This is a genomic window from Curtobacterium sp. NPDC098951, from assembly GCF_044759965.1.
Lineage (GTDB): Bacteria > Actinomycetota > Actinomycetes > Actinomycetales > Microbacteriaceae > Curtobacterium.
The window spans coordinates 116677-136252 of sequence record NZ_JBIWAG010000004.1 but is presented as its reverse complement, the minus strand read 5'-3'; the positions used below and the strand labels follow the sequence as shown (position 1 = coordinate 136252).

25 protein-coding genes are annotated in these 19576 nt (G+C 66.7%); 14 read left to right on the top strand and 11 right to left on the bottom strand.

Annotated features, from left to right (window positions below; translation table 11 throughout):
- Positions 1-8: 8 nt before the first annotated feature.
- The 3 genes from ACIQUC_RS13065 to ACIQUC_RS13055 form a co-directional block, all read right to left on the bottom strand.
- Positions 9-1133 carry a tyrosine-type recombinase/integrase gene (locus tag ACIQUC_RS13065; protein ID WP_402267573.1) on the bottom strand — a complete coding sequence of 375 codons (1125 nt, stop codon included), beginning with the start codon at positions 1131-1133 and terminating at the stop codon, positions 9-11.
- Positions 1120-1683 carry a helix-turn-helix domain-containing protein gene (locus ACIQUC_RS13060; RefSeq protein WP_402267571.1) on the bottom strand — a complete coding sequence of 188 codons (564 nt, stop codon included), beginning with the start codon at positions 1681-1683 and terminating at the stop codon, positions 1120-1122. Before ACIQUC_RS13060 ends, ACIQUC_RS13065 begins: the two co-directional genes overlap by 14 nt.
- Before the next feature lie 115 nt (positions 1684-1798).
- Positions 1799-1951 carry a hypothetical protein gene (locus ACIQUC_RS13055; protein WP_402267568.1) on the bottom strand — a complete coding sequence of 51 codons (153 nt, stop codon included), beginning with the start codon at positions 1949-1951 and terminating at the stop codon, positions 1799-1801.
- Positions 1952-1953: 2 nt separating this feature from the next.
- On the opposite strand from ACIQUC_RS13055, the gene ACIQUC_RS13050 reads away from it, so the two are divergent.
- Complete coding sequence (locus ACIQUC_RS13050; protein ID WP_402267565.1) at positions 1954-2358, top strand: hypothetical protein; 405 nt, start codon at positions 1954-1956, stop codon at positions 2356-2358.
- A 31-nt stretch (positions 2359-2389) separates the two neighbouring features.
- The gene (locus ACIQUC_RS13045; protein WP_402267563.1) at positions 2390-3010 is read left to right on the top strand and encodes a hypothetical protein; all 621 of its coding nucleotides are present in this window, start codon (positions 2390-2392) and stop codon (positions 3008-3010) included.
- Between the two features lie 90 nt (positions 3011-3100).
- On the opposite strand, the gene ACIQUC_RS13040 is transcribed toward ACIQUC_RS13045, so the two are convergent.
- Positions 3101-3505 carry a hypothetical protein gene (locus ACIQUC_RS13040; RefSeq protein ID WP_402267560.1) on the bottom strand — a complete coding sequence of 135 codons (405 nt, stop codon included), beginning with the start codon at positions 3503-3505 and terminating at the stop codon, positions 3101-3103.
- Positions 3506-3688: 183 nt separating this feature from the next.
- A complete protein-coding gene (locus ACIQUC_RS13035) occupies positions 3689-4660 on the bottom strand; it encodes a DUF4062 domain-containing protein (protein WP_402267557.1) in 972 nt (323 codons plus the stop codon).
- Between the two features lie 386 nt (positions 4661-5046).
- On the opposite strand from ACIQUC_RS13035, the gene ACIQUC_RS13030 reads away from it, so the two are divergent.
- On the top strand, positions 5047-6840 hold the full coding sequence (locus ACIQUC_RS13030; RefSeq protein ID WP_402267554.1) for a phage tail tape measure protein: 1794 nt from the start codon (positions 5047-5049) through the stop codon (positions 6838-6840).
- A 163-nt stretch (positions 6841-7003) separates the two neighbouring features.
- Positions 7004-8332, top strand: a complete 1329-nt coding sequence (locus tag ACIQUC_RS13025) for a hypothetical protein (RefSeq protein ID WP_402267551.1) — start codon at positions 7004-7006, stop codon at positions 8330-8332.
- Between the two features lie 526 nt (positions 8333-8858).
- Here ACIQUC_RS13025 and ACIQUC_RS13020 read toward each other — a convergent pair.
- On the bottom strand, positions 8859-9149 hold the full coding sequence (locus ACIQUC_RS13020; protein ID WP_402267548.1) for a hypothetical protein: 291 nt from the start codon (positions 9147-9149) through the stop codon (positions 8859-8861).
- A 100-nt stretch (positions 9150-9249) separates the two neighbouring features.
- On the opposite strand from ACIQUC_RS13020, the gene ACIQUC_RS13015 reads away from it, so the two are divergent.
- The 7 genes from ACIQUC_RS13015 to ACIQUC_RS12985 all read left to right on the top strand — a co-directional run bounded on the left by ACIQUC_RS13015 (position 9250) and on the right by ACIQUC_RS12985 (position 13254).
- Positions 9250-9672, top strand: coding sequence for a hypothetical protein (locus ACIQUC_RS13015; protein WP_402267545.1), 423 nt, complete (start codon positions 9250-9252; stop codon positions 9670-9672).
- 37 nt (positions 9673-9709) lie between these two features.
- Positions 9710-10087, top strand: coding sequence for a hypothetical protein (locus tag ACIQUC_RS13010; protein WP_402267543.1), 378 nt, complete (start codon positions 9710-9712; stop codon positions 10085-10087).
- Positions 10088-10192: 105 nt separating this feature from the next.
- Entirely contained in the window at positions 10193-10426 is a 234-nt protein-coding gene (locus tag ACIQUC_RS13005) for a hypothetical protein (RefSeq protein WP_402267540.1), read from the top strand.
- Positions 10427-10446: 20 nt separating this feature from the next.
- Entirely contained in the window at positions 10447-11283 is an 837-nt protein-coding gene (locus tag ACIQUC_RS13000; RefSeq protein WP_402267538.1) for a hypothetical protein, read from the top strand.
- A 70-nt stretch (positions 11284-11353) separates the two neighbouring features.
- Positions 11354-11920: a hypothetical protein gene (locus ACIQUC_RS12995; RefSeq protein WP_402267535.1), complete on the top strand. Its 567-nt coding sequence runs from the start codon at positions 11354-11356 to the stop codon at positions 11918-11920.
- A gap of 154 nt (positions 11921-12074) precedes the next feature.
- Complete coding sequence (locus tag ACIQUC_RS12990) at positions 12075-12602, top strand: GNAT family N-acetyltransferase (RefSeq protein WP_402267533.1); 528 nt, start codon at positions 12075-12077, stop codon at positions 12600-12602.
- 46 nt (positions 12603-12648) lie between these two features.
- A complete protein-coding gene (locus ACIQUC_RS12985) occupies positions 12649-13254 on the top strand; it encodes an AAA family ATPase (RefSeq protein WP_402267530.1) in 606 nt (201 codons plus the stop codon).
- Here ACIQUC_RS12985 and ACIQUC_RS12980 read toward each other — a convergent pair.
- Together ACIQUC_RS12980 and ACIQUC_RS12975 are read right to left on the bottom strand one after the other, a co-directional pair.
- Positions 13193-13378, bottom strand: coding sequence for a hypothetical protein (locus ACIQUC_RS12980; protein WP_402267528.1), 186 nt, complete (start codon positions 13376-13378; stop codon positions 13193-13195). The two genes, ACIQUC_RS12985 and ACIQUC_RS12980, sit on opposite strands and share 62 nt — an antisense overlap.
- A 13-nt stretch (positions 13379-13391) precedes the next feature.
- Entirely contained in the window at positions 13392-13766 is a 375-nt protein-coding gene (locus ACIQUC_RS12975) for a hypothetical protein (RefSeq protein ID WP_402267526.1), read from the bottom strand.
- A 96-nt stretch (positions 13767-13862) separates the two neighbouring features.
- On the opposite strand from ACIQUC_RS12975, the gene ACIQUC_RS12970 reads away from it, so the two are divergent.
- Positions 13863-15350, top strand: coding sequence for a family 20 glycosylhydrolase (locus ACIQUC_RS12970; protein ID WP_402267524.1), 1488 nt, complete (start codon positions 13863-13865; stop codon positions 15348-15350).
- On the opposite strand, the gene mtnN is transcribed toward ACIQUC_RS12970, so the two are convergent.
- Positions 15347-16069: a 5'-methylthioadenosine/S-adenosylhomocysteine nucleosidase gene (mtnN, locus tag ACIQUC_RS12965; RefSeq protein ID WP_402267521.1), complete on the bottom strand. Its 723-nt coding sequence runs from the start codon at positions 16067-16069 to the stop codon at positions 15347-15349. The genes ACIQUC_RS12970 and mtnN overlap by 4 nt on opposite strands.
- 83 nt (positions 16070-16152) lie before the next feature.
- Here mtnN and ACIQUC_RS12960 point away from each other — a divergent pair, with 83 nt between their 5' ends.
- Positions 16153-16713, top strand: a complete 561-nt coding sequence (locus ACIQUC_RS12960) for a GrpB family protein (protein ID WP_402267518.1) — start codon at positions 16153-16155, stop codon at positions 16711-16713.
- A 451-nt stretch (positions 16714-17164) separates the two neighbouring features.
- Here the strand turns inward: ACIQUC_RS12960 and ACIQUC_RS12955 are convergent, their stop codons facing one another.
- Positions 17165-17860, bottom strand: a complete 696-nt coding sequence (locus ACIQUC_RS12955) for an SDR family oxidoreductase (protein ID WP_402267515.1) — start codon at positions 17858-17860, stop codon at positions 17165-17167.
- A gap of 81 nt (positions 17861-17941) precedes the next feature.
- Here ACIQUC_RS12955 and ACIQUC_RS12950 point away from each other — a divergent pair, with 81 nt between their 5' ends.
- Entirely contained in the window at positions 17942-18388 is a 447-nt protein-coding gene (locus ACIQUC_RS12950) for a winged helix-turn-helix transcriptional regulator (RefSeq protein ID WP_402267513.1), read from the top strand.
- A 151-nt stretch (positions 18389-18539) separates the two neighbouring features.
- Here the strand turns inward: ACIQUC_RS12950 and ACIQUC_RS12945 are convergent, their stop codons facing one another.
- Positions 18540-19553, bottom strand: a complete 1014-nt coding sequence (locus ACIQUC_RS12945; RefSeq protein ID WP_402267510.1) for a LacI family DNA-binding transcriptional regulator — start codon at positions 19551-19553, stop codon at positions 18540-18542.
- Between the last annotated feature and the right edge of the window lie 23 nt (positions 19554-19576).

Here is a 19576-nt window from a genome sequence, read left to right as displayed (position 1 = left end):
AAGCGGATCTAGCGGGCCTCGTCCTCGTCCCGGGCGGCCTCTGCCCACATCTTGCCCACAACCGTCTGCGCGTGCCCGTCATCGAGTCGGCCCGCAACGATGTCCAGGTCGTCCTCGAACAAGTCTGCGTACACGTCGAGCGTCATCCCTGCGGAGGCGTGACCAAGCATCCGCTGCACCGCCTTCACGTTCGCGCCGGCGCTCACCGCCAGGCTCGCAGCGGTGTGCCGAAGCCCGTGCGCGGTCGTCGACGGGATCCCGGCCTTCTTCACCGCCGCGGGAAACCAGCCGTGATCGTTGTGCCAGCGCCGCTCGTGCGTGCCGTGCTTCGTCGCGAACACGAGAGCGTCGCCGTCCTTCCCATCGCAGCGCTCGCGCAGCGCCGGTGCCAACAGTGCGGGGAAAGGCACGGAACGCCGCTTGTGGGTCTTCGGCGTCCCTACCGTGATCACGTTCGCCACCTCGACCGCGTTCACCGTCGCGTTGAGCCGCCGCCGGGTGAAGTCGACGTCCTTCACGCGCAGGCCGACCGCTTCACCCCAGCGCAGCCCTGTGTACGCGAGGACGAGGACGAGCGTCGACCGGTCACCGGCCGCGAGAGCGAGGTCAGACACCTGCTCGTGCGTGAGGTAGACGTGCTCCTTCCGCTTCTTGCGCGGCAGGTTCACGTCACGCGCCGGGTTGCTCAGGATGCGGCGGTCCTTCACCGCGGTGTCGAGGATGCTGGCGAGGACACCGTAGTTGCGGATGACTGTCGTCGCACTCGCTCCGTTCATCGAGGTCACCCACGTCTGCACCGCGCTGTGTTTGACGTCGGATACTCTCGTCTTGCCCCAGACGGGCTCGACATGCAGACGCCATGCGATCTCGAGCGGACGCAGCGACGACGGTTTGAGGTGCGTCTGGTTGGCGAGCCAGACGGGGCCGAGCATGCCGATCGTCTCGCGTGCATCCTCCGGACGTACGAACTCACCGCGGGCCTTCGATACCTCTACGGATGCGAGGAACAGTTCGGCGTCCCGCTTCGTCTTGAAGCCACGCTTGTCGGTCTGACGCTGCTCTGGCGTGCGGTATCGAACTCTGTATCGCCTGCCCCTCGCCGTCTCGTAGGGAGCGACGCTACCCGTTGCCATTCGACTTCCGCCGTGCCTGTGCCCACTCAGCGCCTTCTGTCACACTCCGCACCAGCCGCTTCACCCAGACTCCGTCGGGATCTATGCCGCGGCGGCTGATGGCAGCGTCGAGCGCGTACCGAGCGTCCTCGGTCAAGTCCGCCGGCGTCTGTACCAAGAAGGCCTCCGCAAGCCACTGCTCGTCCTCGTGTCGGAGATCGGCCTGATTATCTGCCGCCGCGGCGACCGAGAGCATCGTTTCGACGTAACGCGCAGCTTCAAGGATGAAGGCCGTCCGAGCCTGACCATGTTCGGCGAAACTAGCCGTCAAGTCCTGCTTGTTGTGCACCAGAGACTCCAGCGAGACGTCAAGAGCGTCGGCTAGCGCGACGGCTTCACCCACGGTGACGCGGCGGTCCCCGCGCTCGATCTTGCCAACTGTCGTGACATGGAAGCTATAGCCACGCTTCGCTACTTCGGCGGCTAGTCGATCCTGGCTGACGCCAAGCCGCGTTCGCGTCTCTCGGACGGCGCTGGCGAATGACTCGTCAATTTGCTCCGGGGTGTTCACAACCAGACTCTACCCGGCACGCCCATTTTCGGTCAATACTTGCGCCCGAAACCGAACATGCCTAATCTGGTTCCAGGCAGAGAGCCAAAACAGACCGGAAGGCAGCATGCCACTCTCACCACCTCGTATCGAGGATCACCAGCGCTTCGAGATCGCGTTCGATGAGCGCTACATCCCCGGCATCGCTCACGCCGTGCTCGAGCACGACGCCACCTGTCCGCGCCTCAATCACCCAGCCTTCGGGCTGCACCACGACCGTCAGGAGCACCCATGACAGACCCAAGCAGCAACTGGCTCAAGGCGTACCTCGACGAGCTCGAGACAGCCGGCAACAAGATGCTCACGCAGCTGTACGAGGACAAGGACGGAGTACCGAGCAGCGTCGTCGGAGCTGGATCGATCAGCATCGCCAGCTACTCCCTTGCCAGCGAGCTCGCCACACTCACCGCCAGCCCCGACCTGATGGTGAAGACCGTAGTCCGACATCACACGCTCGCCGCCGAAACACTCGGGCCGGACGGGTGGCCCGACGTCCTCTACGGCGCGCTCCTGCACCTCGCGATGCTCTACCTCGAGCCCGCCTATAAGGTCACCGACACCAGCCCCTACGACGTCCGGGAAGCCGCGCGGCAATGGTGGCAGACGCTCTCCACCCACACCAAACCAACCGGCTGAACCACACATCCAAAAAGAACAGGAACTGATCATGACCCTGCCCAAGACCAAGCACCACGAACAGGCGCACGAGCTCAAGACCCGCTACCTCTCGCAGGTCGCAGCCGTGCAGAACGACAACCGCCTCACCCCGGAAGGCAAGCGCAGCAAGCTGGCCACGCTGCACGCCAACACGGTGCAGCAGCTGTCAAAGCTCAAGCGTGAACGAGACGCGGCACTCACCACACGTCGAGCCGACCTCGAGCGCCAGCTGTTCGGGCTGCCTACCACTGCGCCCACCAGCGACACCGTGTCCTACCGCGACGCTCTCGACCGCGTAACCCGTGCAGCCGAAGCGAAGGATGACAAGGCGATGCATCAGCTGTACGACAATGCGAGGCTCAGCGGAGACAGCATCCTCGTCAAGGCGATCCTCGGTCACGCCTACCGCACCGGTACCGCGGAGCTGGTAAACCGCTACCTCAACGAGCCGGGGAACGAAGCGCTCGACCAGAAGGGCGTTGAGCTTTGGCAGCTGATGCGCGGCGACGACGGGGCGGGTGACCAGGCGCAGAACGCGATGAACGATTGGGTCTTCAACGCGGAGAAGCCGGCCGAGATTCGCGCGTACTCCGAAGCGGCCATCAGTCAGATGGCAGCCGCAGCGGAGTGACTGCGCGTCCGGGTGGTAGGTGGGCCTCAGCCTGTCTCCACCCGGACCTCCTGGGCGGGCGCGCTTCTCTCCCCATGCGAAAAACGGTCCTCAGGAACGCGAAGAACCGGAGTCGGATCGGCCCGTGACAGCTATGCGCAAGCGCTCGGCGATGCTCAGTCGCACTGCGGGGCGCGCTGCAGCCTCCGCGGCTTCCTCGTCCTGCACTTCCCGTGTCACGGCAATCATCACAAGCTGAAGCACGAGGCCAGCCATCGCGCCAAACGCGAGGACCACTACGGCGCTCCCCAACCAGGTGGGCACTCCGCGCTCAAGCACGCCCACCATGCAGATGCCTAGGCCTATGGCGCTCCAGCTCATAGGCATCGCAATGACCACCGGCATGAACCAGGGCAGACGTCTGAGGTTCGGGTGTATCCGCCCGATCTCGATTACCGCCGCGACTAACAGCACGGGGAAGATCTGCGCGAACGTCGCGCACGCCTCTTCGTTCACCGCACGCTCTATCGACCACCGAACCTGAGCGGTAAGCCATGACCGATCACGAAGCTGCTGCCGGATGCACAGCCCAGGAGGCGACGCGCGTCGGCGGTTAGCGTCGAGAATGCGCCATGCCTGACTCAATCCGCCGACGACGACCTTGCGCTTGCTGTCGCAGCTCGTAGGAGTCGGGGCTCGCTATTCTGATCTATACAGGGCAGCGATTTCGAGCAACCTCTCTTCACCCGCTGGTGCGAGCTTCCAGTACACAGTTATGTCGGTTACGGGGCGATCTTTCGTTCCGAGCTCAATGTACCCAAGTGCGCGAAGCTGGCGAATGATTAGAACCCAGCTTTCTTGCGTGAGATAGATCTCCTCGCCTGACTCAGGATCAGAATCGGCGTACGCGTCGCATATCGCGGCCCTGAGGACGGATTCCGGCGCTTCCGTGATCATACGATCCCCTACTGCTTTAAGAAGGCCGTCCCAAGTGGCTTCCTTGGTGAAGGCATCCGGTTCGCTGTACGAGCCAAAACGCGAAAGGAGGACGATCGGGACCTTATCATCTCCCTGTTGCAGGGTCTTGCCTTGGGGAGTTCTCGCGGTCATCGACCGGTTCTGATTCTCAGCGCGAAGCGACCGCAGCTCTGATTCAAGCTCCGGTGTGAGAGCATTAGCTCCACTTACCCAGCCATCGCGCGGGTTATATTTCATTTCCTGGGTGAATGAGCGAGAGACTATTGCTCCCAATTCGATAGCGTTCATCCAGTACTTGATATGCTTTCCCTGGACTCGCCCCCGGAACGCTTCAAGCTTCTTTCGAGCTGCTGGGGTGGCTTCCGACTTTCCAGCGGGGATGCTGTCCGGATCGCCGTGGAGAAACCCAAGGATAGGAATGCCAAGCGTTTCGGCAAGTTCGTACTCCTTCTCGGTGTAGCTGATTCCTTCCTCGGATATTGAGCCGTAGCGGCCTCCGACTACCACAACGTAGTAGTCGCATGTCTTGAGAACTCGTTCGATGATGTCCCATTGCTGAGCGTTCGAGGATGGGAACAGTTCCATGCCCGCGGGCATGCAGTCGAGTTCCAGTAGCGCCTGCATCACCTCGCGCCGCTCTTCCTCGAGGTCTGTGAAGGTGGAGCTGACGAAGACGCGGTAGAAGCGATCCATGAGGGCAGTCTGCCGTGCTACGAGTGCGTCTCGCAACCAGTCATGCCCCGGCCGCGCCTTCAGTAGGACAGCAGTGTCAGGGCGCATCCCTCAAGTGTTCCAGATTTCGTAACGGCACCTATTTGACAGTGTTGATCCGAAGTGGTGACGGTGCTTCGCGTCAACTTGCGTGAATTTGAGTGAATTGCTTCCTAGGCCTCGCATTCCCTGCAGGCGTCTGGTGGGCGCTCCACCCACTTACTGCTCTTCTGCGCGTTTGTTTGATACAATCGACATAGAAATGAGCCCGCCGGAACACCCGGGCATGAACGAGATTCGAGATCTCGGCATGCCGGTTCCAGCGGGCTTTTTGCGTGCCGATTTCTCCCGAGCCGAGGGAGAACGGCATGGCAGACAGAGTGGTGCAAGTCACCGTACGTGCGGCGATCGACAATTATGTCAAGGGCATGGAGAAGGTCCGCAAGGCAACTGCGGACACGGCTAAGGAGTCCGACAAGCTCGAGAAGGTCGGGCAGGCGACGCAGATCGCCGCAGTCGCGATGAAGCAATTTAACCTCGAGGGCAAGGACGTCCCGCACATCGCGGACGAGCTCGCGGCCGGTGCAGGCAAGGCGCTTGGTGGCGTTGAGCAGCTGGGTGACGCTCTCAACCAGTCCGGTCTGGTCGCATCCAACTTCGGCTTCTCGCTCGAGGAAACGTTGGGCGTCCTCTCGGCGTTCGCCGACGCCGGTCTACTCGGCTCTGACTCCGGCACCTCGCTGAAGACGATGCTGCAGCAGCTCGCGAACCCGTCGAAGGAATCGGCGCAGCTGATGAAGTCCCTCGGCATCAACGTCGAGGACGCCAATGGCAAGTTCCTCGGTGCTGCGGACATTGCGCAGGTGCTGCACGACAAGCTCTCCACCCTCAGCGACGCGCAGCGCCAGCAGGCACTCGCGCAGATCTTCGGTTCCGACGCGGTCCGTGCTGCCACCGTTCTCTACAAGGAGGGCGCGGGCGGTATCCAGGGCTACATCGACCAAAACAACGACGCCGGCTACGCAATGGAGCAGGCGCGGCTGAAGTCCGACAACCTCAACGGCGACCTCGAGAAGCTGCGATCCGCGTTCCAGACCGGTCTGATCGACACCGGCACCTCGGCCAGCAGCGCGCTCCGTCCGCTGGTGCAGACGCTCACGGGCGTCGTGCAGGCGGTGAACCTGCTTCCTGACCCGCTGAAGGCAACCGCTCTCGGTGCGACCGGAGTCGTCGGGGCGGTGTCACTGCTTGGCGGCGGGATGCTTTTCGCGATCCCAAAGATCGTGGAGTTCCGGAGCGCCCTCGCGACGTTGCGTGACGGTGGCATCACGGCGCGTTCCTCTCTGGCTGGCGTCGCGAAGTTCATGACAGGCCCGTGGGGTATTGCTCTCGGTACGGCGGCTGCCGTTGCTGCAGTGTTCGCCGCGCAGCAGCTGCAGTCAGCTCAGTACACGCAGACGCTCCGTGACTCGCTGAACCAGACGACCGGCGCGCTGACGAAGAACACCGGCGAGCTCGTCGCGAATGCTCTCGCTGCTCGGAGCACGATCTTCGGGCAGGAGATCGAGGGGTCGTCGGCGTTCGACAAGGCAAAGCGTCTCGGGATCGGGCTCGACACGGTCGCGAAGGCGGCCCAGGGCAACACGAAGGCCTACAAGGAGCTGCTGGCGGTTCGGAAGGAGATCCGCGGCACCGACGACAACGACTTCATCACCAAGAAGTACGGGGAGGGCCTGTCCGACGCCTCGGGTGACATCACCGAGCTGGTGCAGGCCGTCGAGAAGCAGCGCGCAGCCGTAAAGAACTCCAAGGAGCAGTTCGGCCAGCTCGCGGAGGCTCAGGCCGGTAGCGCGGACAGTTCCGACGATGCTGCTGCTGGCCTCGACGGGGTGACCGACTCTGCCGAGGACGCCACACAGGCGATCGCAGACGTCGCCAACGCCATCAAGGGCTTCAACTCAGCGCAGCTGGACGTGAACTCGACCCAGCGCGACCTTGAGGCTGCGATCGATGGCGTGACGGACTCGATCGAGCAGAACGGCCAGTCGCTCGATGTGATGACGGAGAAGGGGCGAGCGAACTCCGCTGCTCTCGATTCGATCGCGCAGTCGACGTTGAACTACGCGGGCGCTCTGTATCAGCAGACCGGCGAGCAGGACTAGGCGACGAGTGCGCTTGAGTCTGGCCGCAAGTCGCTCATCGCGGCACTCGGACAGTACGGCGTCACGGGCAAGGCCGCTGAGGACTACGCGGACAAGATCCTCGGTACCCCGACGCAGTGGTCGACGCTGTTCACCCAACTCCGCGGACGCTGCCGGTGCTCTCGTGTCGGAGTACCAGCGGAAGCTCAACGCTCTGCCCGCCGAGAAGCGAACCAACGTCAACGCGGCAACCACTGCTGCCCAGGTGGCCATTCAGAGCGTTCTCGACACTCTCAATGCCATCCCGACCCAGAAGACGATCACCGTCACCACGAACCGAGTCACGACCGGGACGCCGGACAACACAGTCGGGATCTTCAAGGCCGCTGGCGGCTACATCAGCGGCCCCGGGACCGGCACGTCAGACTCGGTTCCGGCGATGCTTTCGAACGGCGAGTACGTCATCCGGGACCGCTCGGTGAAGAAGTACGGCACGAGTTTCCTCGACCGGGTGAACCGCGGCCACTACGCCTCCGGAGGGCTGGTACAGCGATACGCGACGGGCGGGCGGGTGCAGTTCAACTACAACCGTGCGTCCGGCCAGTACGGCGGTCTGGGCGCTGTCTCCGAGCTCATGTCGATGTTCGGGGACACGTCGCTCCCGGTGAAGTTCCGCAACCAGATTGGCGCGGCTGCACTCCGGTACCAGACGTCCATGACGAAGCTCGCGGACAAGTCCGACACCGCAGCGTCGAAGCTGTCTGACCTCCGTCAGTCGGCATCGTTGCTGCAGTCTTCGGTGGCGAGCGCGATCGGGCGGACTGACGTCGGAAACTTCCGAACTGCTTCGACGCTCCGCCGCGGGCTGGCGAAGGCGGCGGGCAACGTCACGGAGTTCGCTGGCCTGCTCAGCACGCTCGCCAAGAAGGGCATCAACGGCAACCTGCTCGCGGAGATTGCCAGTCTTGGCACTGCGGAGGGCCTGCCGCTCGCACGGTCCCTCGCAGCCGCAGCCGCATCCGCGTCGGACATCAAGTCGATCAACGCTTCTTACGGGACGATCCAGTCGACGGCGACGAAGGCTGGTCAGACGGTCGCCGACGTGAACTACAAGGCGCTCATCACGTCAGCGGACAAGAACGCCCGGTCCCTTGAGAAGCAGATCAAGGATCAGTCGAAGGCGATCCAGGGCATCATCGCTCGCGGGTTCGGCCTGAAGGGGTACGCGGCTGGCGGGTATACGGGCAACGGTCACCCCAGTCAGGTCGCTGGTGTCGTGCACGGGCGTGAGTTCGTCATGAACCAGTACGCGACTGCCCGAAACCTGCCGTTCCTCGAGGCGCTGAACAACGGCGGCACGGTTCGGTACATGGACCCGACGCCCTACCGCAGTGGCGCGCAGCAGCCGCAGCAGGTCGTGAACCGGGCAGGGAACAACTACAACCTGTCCGTGCAAGACCCGCTGGCGGTCGCTCAGGCGATCGAACGACGGGAGCGTGCGGAGTACGCGTGACGCGACTCCTGGGCCGGAAGATCGCAAGTCCCGCGTAGAGTGCCGGGATCGGGTGGTCCGAAGCACCGCAATGCTTCGGACCACCCTCTCTCGCTGTATCGCGTCTACTCAGTAGTGCAGTTGGCCGGACAGCGTGACCCAAAGGAATCCCGGGACAAGGGCCGCGGAGGTTCCGCCAACGCCCGCAACGATGCACGCTGTCGTCCAGCGATCGCGCTTCGGGATCCTGGCCATGATGGGCAGCCTACGTTGGGTAGCGCGACTGCTGCGCCTGTCCGGGGCCTCGGACAGCGTCGCGCCATACCCACGCGCAATCCGCCCCCCTGACCGAAGCCCCACTCGACCAGCACGGCGCGCTCCGTATACGCGATCACCCGCGCCTCGATCTCGAGGATGCGGTCCGGAAACTGCAGCCAACACAAGACCGGGTCTGGGGGAGAGACGTCGTAGTCAGGTCCACCCCGTGCCGCTTCCGGAAGCGAGTAGGCCGGCTCAAGCGCCCACCGGTCGCGACGGCGCTTGGCCATCAACGGGCCCGTGGCTGGAGGGTGCGGTGGACAACGTGATCCCGATCGACAAGAATCCCCTGCCGTCGTCCCTGCCAGGACGTCTCCACAAGGACGGCGACTTCGGAAGCGGCGATCGCGAAGCACGGCAGATGCAGCAGGTCGGGGATCGTCCCATAGGCGATGTCCGCGTAGACCGGCTTTGGCGGATCGATCGTGAGCAACGGGCCGGCGAGCTCCGCGTCGAAGCTGATCGGCTGATGGAGCGTGACGTCGGGATGCTCCGGGGGAGCCCACTTGTGCTCAGGCATGACGCGATCATCAGAACGACCACCGACCCAACGGCTCGGGAGCGGACTGGCGTTGAGGTAGTCTCAAGCCACAATGGCTCGGTTCGGCAAGCAAAATGACATGCAGGCGAAACGCGCTGCCGCCCGGCAGCAGGCGGCAGAGCCAGGCGGGCATGCAGTGTGGCCGATCCCCGTTGAGTCGGAGTGGGACCCGCCGCCGTCGTCCGACACGTACGTCTACCATGTGAGCGCAACCGCTCGAATCTCCGAGAGGATCGGACGTCGCGACGGACGGTTGGTCTACTTCGCGATCATGCTCGACTGCGAAACGAACGGCGAGTGGAAGAACATCTGGCGGATCGACTGCAGCGACGACAGCGTCCACCGTCACGTGTACCCGAACATGAAGGATCGCAGTGTCATACGGCCGATCCGGACCCAGAACGATGTAGAAAGTACATACGCCACAGCGATCGACGAAGTCGAAACGCGATGGCAGGAGATCGAAAGTGGATGGCGCGATGGAACCCCGTACAGAGCGTGAACGGCGTGATCGGTACGCAGGAACGATCATGCGAGCGGTGGCGCTAACTGACGTTGGCAAGTCACTCCGGGTGACGGCCGATGACGGTTCGCGGCCCATCACCGTTGCCTTCGACCATGAACTTGTCTCAGACGTGCTTCATCGTGTCAGCTGGACAGGTGGCTACTCGAACCTGTTCGTCATCGATGCGAGCGAGAACCTGATGACTCGCGCGAGTGTGATGCCGCCGGAGGCGTCACTCGACCCGGACTCAGCAGAGAAGTTTTCGCAGGACGCTGTGCACGCCGACTCCACGATCGGCATGCTTATGGCAACGGTGCGAACTGCTCGAGATGGAGTCGCAGTGCAGGTCCGCCTACCTCGAACTCAAGCCGATGTCTCAGATGTGAGTGAGCCCGAGGCGCTTCCTGCCTAGTGCCGCCACCAGCAACCGAACGCCCCTGCCTACAGCGCGGGGGCGTTCGTGTTTTCACGGCGCACCTCGCTCAGTGTGTCGGTAGCGCACAGCACAATTCGGGGTATGACGACCAACATGGAGAAGGCAGACGCCTACATCCGTAAGCAGCTCAGCAGTGGTAGCGCGAAGTACATGCCCGATGCCATCGCCAGCTATCAGGAGCACGTCAAGGGGTCTCAAGCGATGCTTGACGCGTCTTTCAACCCAGACTTCAGCTCGGCAGTGTTCAAAGTGGCGTTCATAGGTGGCTATGTCGCCGCCCGTCTCGACGCCGACCTGGACGTTGAGGTCGAGTAGCAACTTCCTATGCTGGGGCCATGGAGACAGGTGAGCGATGGGCTTACAGGACTGCCAGAACTTCAGCGTCGTTCCACGAAGCCGTGATCCTCGCTACCGGAGACAAGCGACCACCAAGGGTGCGCATCGAGCTCGTCGATGATGAGTGGCAAGGCGAGCGCCGCTGGGTATCGCCATCCCGTCTCGAGGTGCGGTGGGATGAACGCCGCGAGTACATCGAGCTCGATCAGAAGATCCGGGCGGTGGCGGCATGGAGTCCTACGAGACTCGACCGTCGCACCGCAGAGCACGTCTTCATCAAGCTTGTCTCACTCGAGGTAGCCGAATTCAACGCGGACAGCGCTGGCACATCAGTCGTATATGACGTCCCCACGCTCGCTGAGTTGTCGGGCCTCACTCAGGACGATCTCCTAGAGGCGCCCGCGTTCGCGTACGACCAGGCGCTCAACCTCCCGTGGCCCACAACGGAACGCATCGGGCGGGCAGTCGCCGCTCGATATCCCCACGTCCTACTGAGCCAAATCGAGCAGGAGGAACGAGGGGCGAACCTCGAACTGCTGCAGGGTGCGACGGTCACTGACTTTGACGGCAACGAGCACTTTCTCATCCCGGAAGACTCTCGAGCACGCTTTGAGCATCGGCAGAAGCCGTACCTCGACAAGCTGCGTGAGTGGATCGGCGTCGAGCGGGCCACTGATCTGCTTGAGCGGCGGGAGCTACTGGCTCGGCTCGGAAGAGTGGCGACCGTCGCAACAGAAGCGCTGGACCTTCTCGAGCCGTCCCAGAAGCGCATCGTCCGCCGGTTACGGGCGGATCTCGAGGCGGCGCTCGACGACGTAGACGCCGTTCTGGGGTAGCTGGCGGGGTAAGGTACAGCCCTGATCCGAAGCCTTCGGGCTGCACTGCGAGAGAAGTACGAGGTCGGCTGTGGATGTTCCCCCTGAAGTAATCCAACTGGGCGTACAGCTCGCCGAGAGCACTGCGCGGAACAGCGCCTCCATGGTGATGGATAAGATCCGCGCGCTCCGGGAACGCGGCAGAACCCAGGACACCATTGACGGTCTGTCGGAGATCATCTCCGATTTGATCGCGGACAAGAATGAGCTTGCCCTGATTGCTCAGAGCTACCAGCAGACGCTCGTCGCGCAAAGGATCACTGACACTGAGGTGCAGTATATCGCGGGAACTCTCGTGCCTCTGCTCGAGCAGTTCGGCGAGGGTATGGAAGATGACGCCGCTGAAAAGTTCCAGAAGCAAATCGGACAGCTGAAGCCCCTGTTGTCCGTCGAGACGGTCAACCTACTGCAGATTCTCGGATTCGATTTCCGCCGAGCGATTGGGGAGCCCCTGACCGCGTTCGTTGAAAGCGTCATTTCGGCGCAGTCGCCTTCGGCCGCCGCTGCGGCCCAGTTAGAGCAGGTCAAGCTACAGCAGGCCGCGATCGCACTCGCCATGGACTCTGAAGCGTTCCAGCGCTTCCAAAGTCTTGAGTGACCTGATCTGCCCACATCTTGCCCACAACCCGGCCCAACCGACTGTGACTGAACCTGCCCGACGTGACTGCAGAGTCCCAAATTATCGGGCATCGTTAGGATCCGGCGCAGAGTGCTCCGCGCCCGGGCAGGGTCCGAATCCCACACCCTCCGCCATGGACACGCGCCTGCGGCTCATCAGCGTCCACGACGCCGCGATGCTCGCTGCCGTGGTCACCGCGAGTGCCGAGCACCTGCGGCCGTGGGAACCGACGCGTGCGCCGTCGTACTTCACCGAGGCGGGGCAGCACGACCTCATCGTCCAGGCGCTCGCCGCCGAGCGCGCCGGCACGTCCGTCCCGTTCGTGATCGAGTCGGGTGACGGTGAACTGCTCGGCCGGATCACACTGAGCGGCATCACCCGCGGAGCGCTGCAGTCGTGCGCGATGGGCTACTGGATCCGCGCCGATCGGCTCCGTCAGGGACACGCCTCGCGAGCGGTCCGGGCCGCGGCGGCACATGCGTTCGAGGTCCTCGGTCTCCACCGGGTCCAGGCCGAGACGCTGCCCGAGAACCTGGGCTCCCAGCGGGCGCTGCTCGCTGCGGGGTTCGAGCGCTACGGCCTCGCGCCCGAGTACCTCCGGATCGACGGGGCGTGGCGGGACCACGTCATGTTCCAGCTCCTCGCGCCGACGACCGGTTGACCCCGTGCGGTCGACGGTCGGCGTGCTCGTGGAGCATGATCGGAGCGTGGACGCCGAGATCGTGATCGTCACGGGGATGCCCGGCGCCGGGAAGTCCACCATCAGTCGGATGCTCGCCGCCGCGACACCCCGCGGCGCGCGGATCGCGGCCGACGACCTCAACGCCATGGTCGTCTCCGGAGCCGTCTGGCCCCTCGGGCGACCAGCGGACGAGGCCGCCCGCCAGGTCGATCTCTGCATCCGGAACACCGGGGCACTCGCGACCAACTTCGTGGCGTCCGGGTTCACGACCGTGATCGACGGTGTCGTTCCCGACGGCGAGCACCTCGACCGGCTCGTGCGGCGGCTCCCGCCGGTGCGGACGTCGCTGGTGGTGCTCGCACCGGGGCCGTCCGCCTGCCGTGCACGGAACGAACGCCGACCGGTCGAGGAGCGTTTCGCCTTCGACGGCTACGCAGACCTCGACCGGTCGATGCGGGAGGGGTTCGGGGACCGAGGGTGGTGGCTCGACACGAGCGAGCAGTCCCTCGACGAGACGCTGCAGGACGTCGTCGCCGGTGTGCGCGACGGTGCTCGAGGGCTCCTCCTTGCTAGCGGCCTCGGTGCGAGCGCACCGCCTGGACGACCAGGAGCAGGGTCATCACCACGGTGAGGGAGAGGCCGGCGGTCCGGAGGAGTGCATCAGCCATCGCGACACCCAGAACGAGGAGCACGACGCCGATGGCGAGGGTGACGGTGAGGGACGTCACGTACTTCCGAGCCTGAGCCGGAGACATGGTGCTCACGGTACTAGGCCGTCGCCGTGCGCGAGAAGACGCCGCCGAGCAGGAGTGAACCCACTGACGTGACGATCGTGCACGTGAGGGAGTTCTGCGCACACCATCGCTGCGACGCTTGGTACCCCGCCTGCATGCGCCTGGAGAAGTCCGCCCAGTTCTTCACCTTGCGGTTGTCGACCTGCGCGACCATCTTCCCGCCGACCGTGATCCGGTAGATCCCGTTGCACTTCTTCGGGCTCGTGTTCGCGGTGAGGTTCTGCGGTATCGAGGTGCCGCGGTAGCAGAGGTAGTGCGGCGTCGACGATGCCTCCGCCGGTGACACGGCAACGACGGACCCGCCGAGGAGGCTGAGTCCGATGACGGCGGCGGCGAGCTGCTTCATCATGGTGGTTCCTTCCGACGCCGGGTGATCCGGTACGCTCGCGAGAGCTTGCTGGTGTGGGCGCGGGAGCACGAGGTGCGGGTTCGAGGGCGGGGCGCTGTGCAGCTTGGGAGACGTGATCGGGGCGGAACACCTCGCGTCCTGCGGCGGACCGTCGCCGTCGGGCTCGCGATCGCCCTGGCTGCCGGGGTCGTGGTCGGGGTCGACGCGATCGCCGGACCGCCGGAGACCGCCGTCGGGTCCGCGGCACCGCGGCTGACGGTCGTGCAGGTCACCGCGACCAGCGCCGCCACCGCGACCGGCACCACGGTCCGCACCGCGGTGACCGTCGAGAACACCACCACGGTGCGGAAGCCGGCCGTCGACGCCTGGCTCGCACTGACGGCCGGGAGCCGCAGGTACACCCTCGGCCACGTCGCGGTCCGGTCGCTCGCACCGGGTGCGAGCGCCACGGTCCGGGCGACGCACTCTGCTCCGCAGCGCGTGCCGGCCGGGACGTACGCCGTCCTCGCCTGCACCGGGGTCTTCTCACTGCCCGACTGCGGTGCCTCGGCTCGGAGCGTCACGACGACGCGCGCGACCGGCGCACGCCCCGAGACCGGCGTGATGCTCGACGTCGCTCGCGCGTACTACTCGGTACCGCTCATCGAGCGGTACATCGACCTGCTCGCCGACCACGGCGGCCGCTTCCTGCACCTGCACCTCACCGACGACCAGAACGTCGGGATCGAGAGCGCGGTCCTCGGGCAGACGCTCGCGGACGCCGACCTCGACCACGGCGTCTGGACGAGTCGGGTCACCGGGCGACCGTTCCTGAGCGTCGCGCAGGCACGGGCGATCTCCGCGCACGCCGCGCGCCGGGGCATCGCGATCGTGCCCGAGGTCGACACCCCGGGCCACATGGCTGCCGCGTTCGCCCTCCTCGAAGCCCGGCACGGGAAGGCGTGGGTCGACCGGATCCGGGCGGGCGCGAGCGAACTCGACACGTCGGCGCCGGAGAGTTCCGCGCTGGCGGCCCGAGTCGTCGCCGAGGTCATCAGGACGTTCCCGTCCAGCCGGACCGTGCACATCGGCGGGGACGAGTGGGGCGATGGCGTCACCGCCGCACAGCGGGTGCGCTGGCTGAACACGATGGCCGCCGCTGCCGGCGACCGGCAGGTGTGGGCCTGGAACGACGGGATCGACCGGACGGCCATCGCCCGGCTGGACCCACGCATCCACGTCACGTACTGGAGCTTCGACGGCGACACCGAGGACCAGGCGGAACGGCGCGAACGGCGGGAGCGGCGAGCGTCGGCGCCCGACCTGGCCGCCGCCGGGATCGACCTGCTGAACTACGACTCGTACTACATGTACGAGGTGCCGACGGACCTGGACCCGGCCGACAGTCGGTACGCGGCCGAGGATCTCCGTGCGCACTGGTCACTCCGGGACTGGGACGGGGACTCCGGGAAGCGCCTCGCCGCTCCGATGTCCGGTGCGGCCGTCGCGATCTGGGGCGAGGACCTCGAGCACCCGCCCGGCGCGGCACTCCTGCGCTGGAGCACCCCGCACGTGGTCGCGATGCTCGAGACCGCCGCGCGCTAGGACTCCGCTCGTGCGGCGAGCCCGGTCACGACGTCGTGCACCACCCGGGCGGCACGGGCCGCCGCGTCGTCCAGGTGTTCCTTGAACTCGTCGCCGTCCGGCGCGCACAGGTCGCTGATGCACCGCACCGACACGAACGGCATGTCGTGGACGTGGGCGAACTGCGCGATCGCTGCTGATTCCATGTCGACCGCGGCGACGGACGGGAACGCGGTCCGGAGCGTGCGGGCGCGACCCTCGGTGACGAAGATCTCGCTCGAGCCGATCGTCGCGGCGCGGAGGCGGTCCCCGGTGTCCGACGCGAGGGCGAGCGACACGAGCCGGTCGTCGGGTGCGTACCCGGTCGGCATGCCCGGGACCTGGCCGAGCGCGTACCCGAACGCCGTGGCGTCCGCGTTGAGGTTGACGTAATGGTCGCCGACGATCACGTCGCCGATCTCGACGCCGCGCATCAGCCCACCTGCGGTGCCGACGCTGATCACCGGGATGCCCGAGCCGAAGTCGTGGAAGGCGTGCGCGACCGCGGCGGTGGCGTTCGTGAAGCCGATCCCGCTGCGTCGGACCGCGACCGTCGCACCGGCGACGTCGAGCAGGTGGTGCTCGTCGTGGCCGCCGACCGGACCGTCCAGGATGGGGACGCCACCGAGGAGGCCGGCGAACGCCGAGACCTCTTCGCTCATGGCGGCGATGACGATCGCGACCGGGGGAGGGAGTTGCACTGATCGATCCTCGCACGCCGCGCTGATCGTCGGGACACCGGTGCGCGTACCGTGCTCGGTGCACGCGGTGACGAGGGAGCGGTGTGGTCGAGGTCGTCGAGTACCGGGCGGAGTGGCCGCGGCGCTTCGTGGTGCTCCGGACCGCGTACACCGGTGCTCTCCTCGCCGCGGGTGTCCCGCACCGGATCGAGCACGTCGGGAGCACCGCTGTCCCCGGGCTGGCCGCGAAGCCCGTGATCGACGTCGACGTGGTCGTCGACGAGTCCGCCGTGCCCGCTGCCGTCGAGGCGCTCGCCGCGATCGGGTTCGTGCCCCGCGGCGATCTCGGCATCCCCGGTCGTCAGGCGTTCCGGACGCCCGAGCGCTTCGCCCCGAGCAACACCTACGTGGTCGCAGACGGGTCGCTCGCGCTCCGGAACCACCTGGGCGTGCGCGATGCCCTGCGCGCGGACGACGGCCTCCGCGACGAGTACGCCGCCGTGAAGCGTCGGGCCGCGGCCGACGCGTCGGACATCGACGCGTACCTCGTGCAGAAGTCCGCCGTCCTCGACCGGGCGCTGCGCCGGGCGGGGTTGTCAGCGTCGGAGCGCGCCGCGATCGCCGCCGACACCGCGGGGATCACCAGGCGCGGCGCACACGGGTGACCCGCGGTGCCTGCGGCTGACCCGAGGCGTGGCGCAGCCCGCATCCTTCCGCGGGTGTGACCGTTCCGGTTCACAGATCGCGGGTTTCGTGAACCGGAACGGTCAGCGGTCCCGCAGAACGCCCCGTCCCGCGGAACACCCCGTCCCGCGGTGGTGACGAGGCAGTGCCCCGGACTGTCCGGCTCCCCGCGCGTCGTCGTCGGCGTCCGGAGTCGGCGAGTGCCCGGCGTGCGGAGTCGGCGAGTGTCCGGCGTGCGGAGTCGGCGAGTGTCCGGCGTGCGGATTCGGCGAGTGTCCGGCGTGCGGAGTCGGCGAGTGCCCGGCGTGCGGATTCGGTCAGCGCCCGGCGTGAGAGCCGGCCAGTGTCCGGTGTGCGGAGCCGGCCAGCGCCGGCGTCAGGCGGTCGCCAGCGCCGGCCAGTGTCCGGCGTGAGGAGCCGGCCGGCACAGCATCAGGCGGTCGCCAGCGCCGGGTAGAGCGCAGCGAGCGGGGCGCTCAGGCCGGCGCGGACGTCGCGGCTGATCTGATCGGCGAGGACCTCGTGCTCGCCGGCCTCGAGGGCGTCGTAGATCGCCGCCACGATGTCCGCCGGGTCGGCCTTGTCGACGTCGAGGTCGGCGGTCATGCCGGTGTCGGTGTAGCCGAGGTGCGCCCCGACGACCTGGGTGCCCTGCGGGGCGAGCTCGAGCCGCAGGGAGTTCGTGATCGACCAGAACGCGGCCTTCGAGGCGGAGTAGCCCCCGGCCAGCGCGATCCAGCTGAGGACCGAGTGCACGTCGACGAGGGCGCCTCCGGCGAGTGACGGCGCGAAGGCCTTGGCGACCCGCAGCGCGCCGAAGACGTTCGTGGCGAAGACCCGCTCGACGTCGTCGACCGAGGTCTCGAGGAGCGGCGCGGAGCCGCCGATGCCGGCGTTGTTCACGACGATCGTGGCGTCTGCTGCTGCACGTGCGGCGGCGTCGACGCTCGCCTGGTCGGTGACGTCGAGGACGAGCGGCACGATGCGCTCGTCGTCCCAGGTGCGCGGGGAACGGGCTGTCGCGTAGACCTTGGCGGCACCACGGTCGAGGGCCTGCTGGACGAACGCGGTGCCGAGGCCTCCGTTCGCTCCGGTGACGAGGACGACGGCGTCGGTGAGGGTGGTCATGGGATCTCCTGTCGAAGGTTGAGTACGGAAAGTGAACCTAGCACGATGCATCTGGATTCCGAACCCAGGTAGCATGGGCCCATGCTCGGCATCCTCGGCGGCGACGAGCGCTGCCCCATCGCGCGTTCCCTCGACGTCCTCGGCGAGAAGTGGACGCTCATGATCGTCCGCGACGCCCTCGCCGGCGCGACCCGGTTCAGTCAGTTCCAGCAGAGTCTCGGGATCCCGCGCGAGGTCCTCACGGCGCGCCTCGGTTCCCTCGTCGAGGGCGGTGTCCTCGAGCGTCACGCCTACAAGCCGGACGGCGGCCGCGTCCGTGACGAGTACGTCCTCACCGAGGCCGGCCGCGACCTCTCGCTCGTGCTCCTCGCGCTCGGCGGCTGGGCGGACCGGCACCGGCCGTCCGAGCGGTCGTCCGACCTGCGCTTCGTCGACGCGGGCACGGGCGACACCGTCGAGTCGGCCGCGGTCGTCCCCGCGACCGGACGCATCGTCCCGCGCGACCAGCTCGCGGCGGCACTGCGCTGACCGCGCTGCTCCGCACGCGCTCTGCGACGACCCGCGCGTCGATCGACGCGCGCGATGTCGGCAGTACGGTGCGGTCCGTGGACGGGACCGCCGTCGGACGGGAGGCGCGGGTCGGGCCCGCACCGCGCCTCCCGGACCGCAGGCGGGTGTGTCAGCGACGCACGTCGCACCCGCAGCTCGCGCCGAGCACCAACTCGGCGGGGACGAGGTCCCGGTGCCACTGGTTGTCGAGGTCGAGTCCGAGCACCCTGTCGACCGCGGCGACCGCCATCGTCTCGATCGGCTGCCGGACCGTGGTGAGCTGCGGGTTCGTCCAGTCGGACTCGGCGGCGCCGTCGAACGACACGATCGCGACGTCCTCCGGCACGCGGAGCCCGAGCTCCCAGAGGGCCCGCATGAGCCCGATCGCCTGCATGTCGGAGCTGACGAAGACGGCACGCGGGCCGGCGCCGTCGCCGAACATGCGGAGCCCGGCCTCGTACCCGCCGCGGCGGGTGAAGTCGCAGCGGACGATCGGGCCGTCGGGGCGACCGGCATCGCGGAGTGCCCGCATCCAGCCCTGCTCGCGCAGCTCCAAGCCGCCGGCGTGTCCCATCACGAGCCCGATCGACGGGTAGCCGTGCTCGATGAGGTGCCGCGTCCCGTCCTGGGCGCCGCGGAGCGCGTCCACGCCGATGCTCGCGTAGTCGGGGACCTCGAAGAAGGTGTTGAGGAGGACCATCGGGATGCCCGGGTCGGAGACGGTCGACAGGTCCGGGCGCGTCATGATGCTCGTGACGATGATCCCGTCGACCTGCCGGGCGGAGAGCGTGCGGAGCCGGTCCCGTTCGCCCGCCGCGTCACCGTCGCTGTTCGCGAGCAGGACGTCGTAGCCGCGCGCGGTCGCCGCGTGCGTGACCGCGACCGCGAGCTCGGACCAGAAGGGGTTGTCGAGCTCGGGGACGATCAGGCCGAGCATCTTCGAGGACCCGGTGCGGAGGGCCTGGGCGCTGGCGTTCGGCCGGTACCCGAGCACGCGGATGGCGTCGCGGACCCGGGCGGCGGTCGCGGCCGCGACGGGACGGGGGCCGTCGTGCACGACGTAGCTGACGACCGAGGTGCTGACGCCCGCGTACCGGGCGACGTCCGCGCGCGTGACCGCCCTCGGGGTGGTCGGGCTGGTCACGGACGCCTCCTCGATGGCGTTCG

Excerpts from the sequence above, each read along its gene's own strand:
- ACIQUC_RS13065 (WP_402267573.1), bottom strand. The coding sequence starts at position 1,133 with ATGGCAACGGGTAGCGTCGCTCCCTACGAGACGGCGAGGGGCAGGCGA.
- ACIQUC_RS13050 (WP_402267565.1), top strand. The coding sequence starts at position 1,954 with ATGACAGACCCAAGCAGCAACTGGCTCAAGGCGTACCTCGACGAGCTC.
- ACIQUC_RS13045 (WP_402267563.1), top strand. The coding sequence starts at position 2,390 with ATGACCCTGCCCAAGACCAAGCACCACGAACAGGCGCACGAGCTCAAG.
- ACIQUC_RS13035 (WP_402267557.1), bottom strand. The coding sequence starts at position 4,660 with ATGGATCGCTTCTACCGCGTCTTCGTCAGCTCCACCTTCACAGACCTC.
- ACIQUC_RS13030 (WP_402267554.1), top strand. The coding sequence starts at position 5,047 with ATGGCAGACAGAGTGGTGCAAGTCACCGTACGTGCGGCGATCGACAAT.
- ACIQUC_RS13020 (WP_402267548.1), bottom strand. The coding sequence starts at position 9,149 with ATGCCTGAGCACAAGTGGGCTCCCCCGGAGCATCCCGACGTCACGCTC.
- ACIQUC_RS13015 (WP_402267545.1), top strand. The coding sequence starts at position 9,250 with ATGCAGGCGAAACGCGCTGCCGCCCGGCAGCAGGCGGCAGAGCCAGGC.
- ACIQUC_RS13005 (WP_402267540.1), top strand. The coding sequence starts at position 10,193 with ATGACGACCAACATGGAGAAGGCAGACGCCTACATCCGTAAGCAGCTC.
- ACIQUC_RS13000 (WP_402267538.1), top strand. The coding sequence starts at position 10,447 with ATGGAGACAGGTGAGCGATGGGCTTACAGGACTGCCAGAACTTCAGCG.
- ACIQUC_RS12990 (WP_402267533.1), top strand. The coding sequence starts at position 12,075 with ATGGACACGCGCCTGCGGCTCATCAGCGTCCACGACGCCGCGATGCTC.
- ACIQUC_RS12980 (WP_402267528.1), bottom strand. The coding sequence starts at position 13,378 with ATGTCTCCGGCTCAGGCTCGGAAGTACGTGACGTCCCTCACCGTCACC.
- ACIQUC_RS12975 (WP_402267526.1), bottom strand. The coding sequence starts at position 13,766 with ATGATGAAGCAGCTCGCCGCCGCCGTCATCGGACTCAGCCTCCTCGGC.
- ACIQUC_RS12955 (WP_402267515.1), bottom strand. The coding sequence starts at position 17,860 with ATGACCACCCTCACCGACGCCGTCGTCCTCGTCACCGGAGCGAACGGA.
- ACIQUC_RS12950 (WP_402267513.1), top strand. The coding sequence starts at position 17,942 with ATGCTCGGCATCCTCGGCGGCGACGAGCGCTGCCCCATCGCGCGTTCC.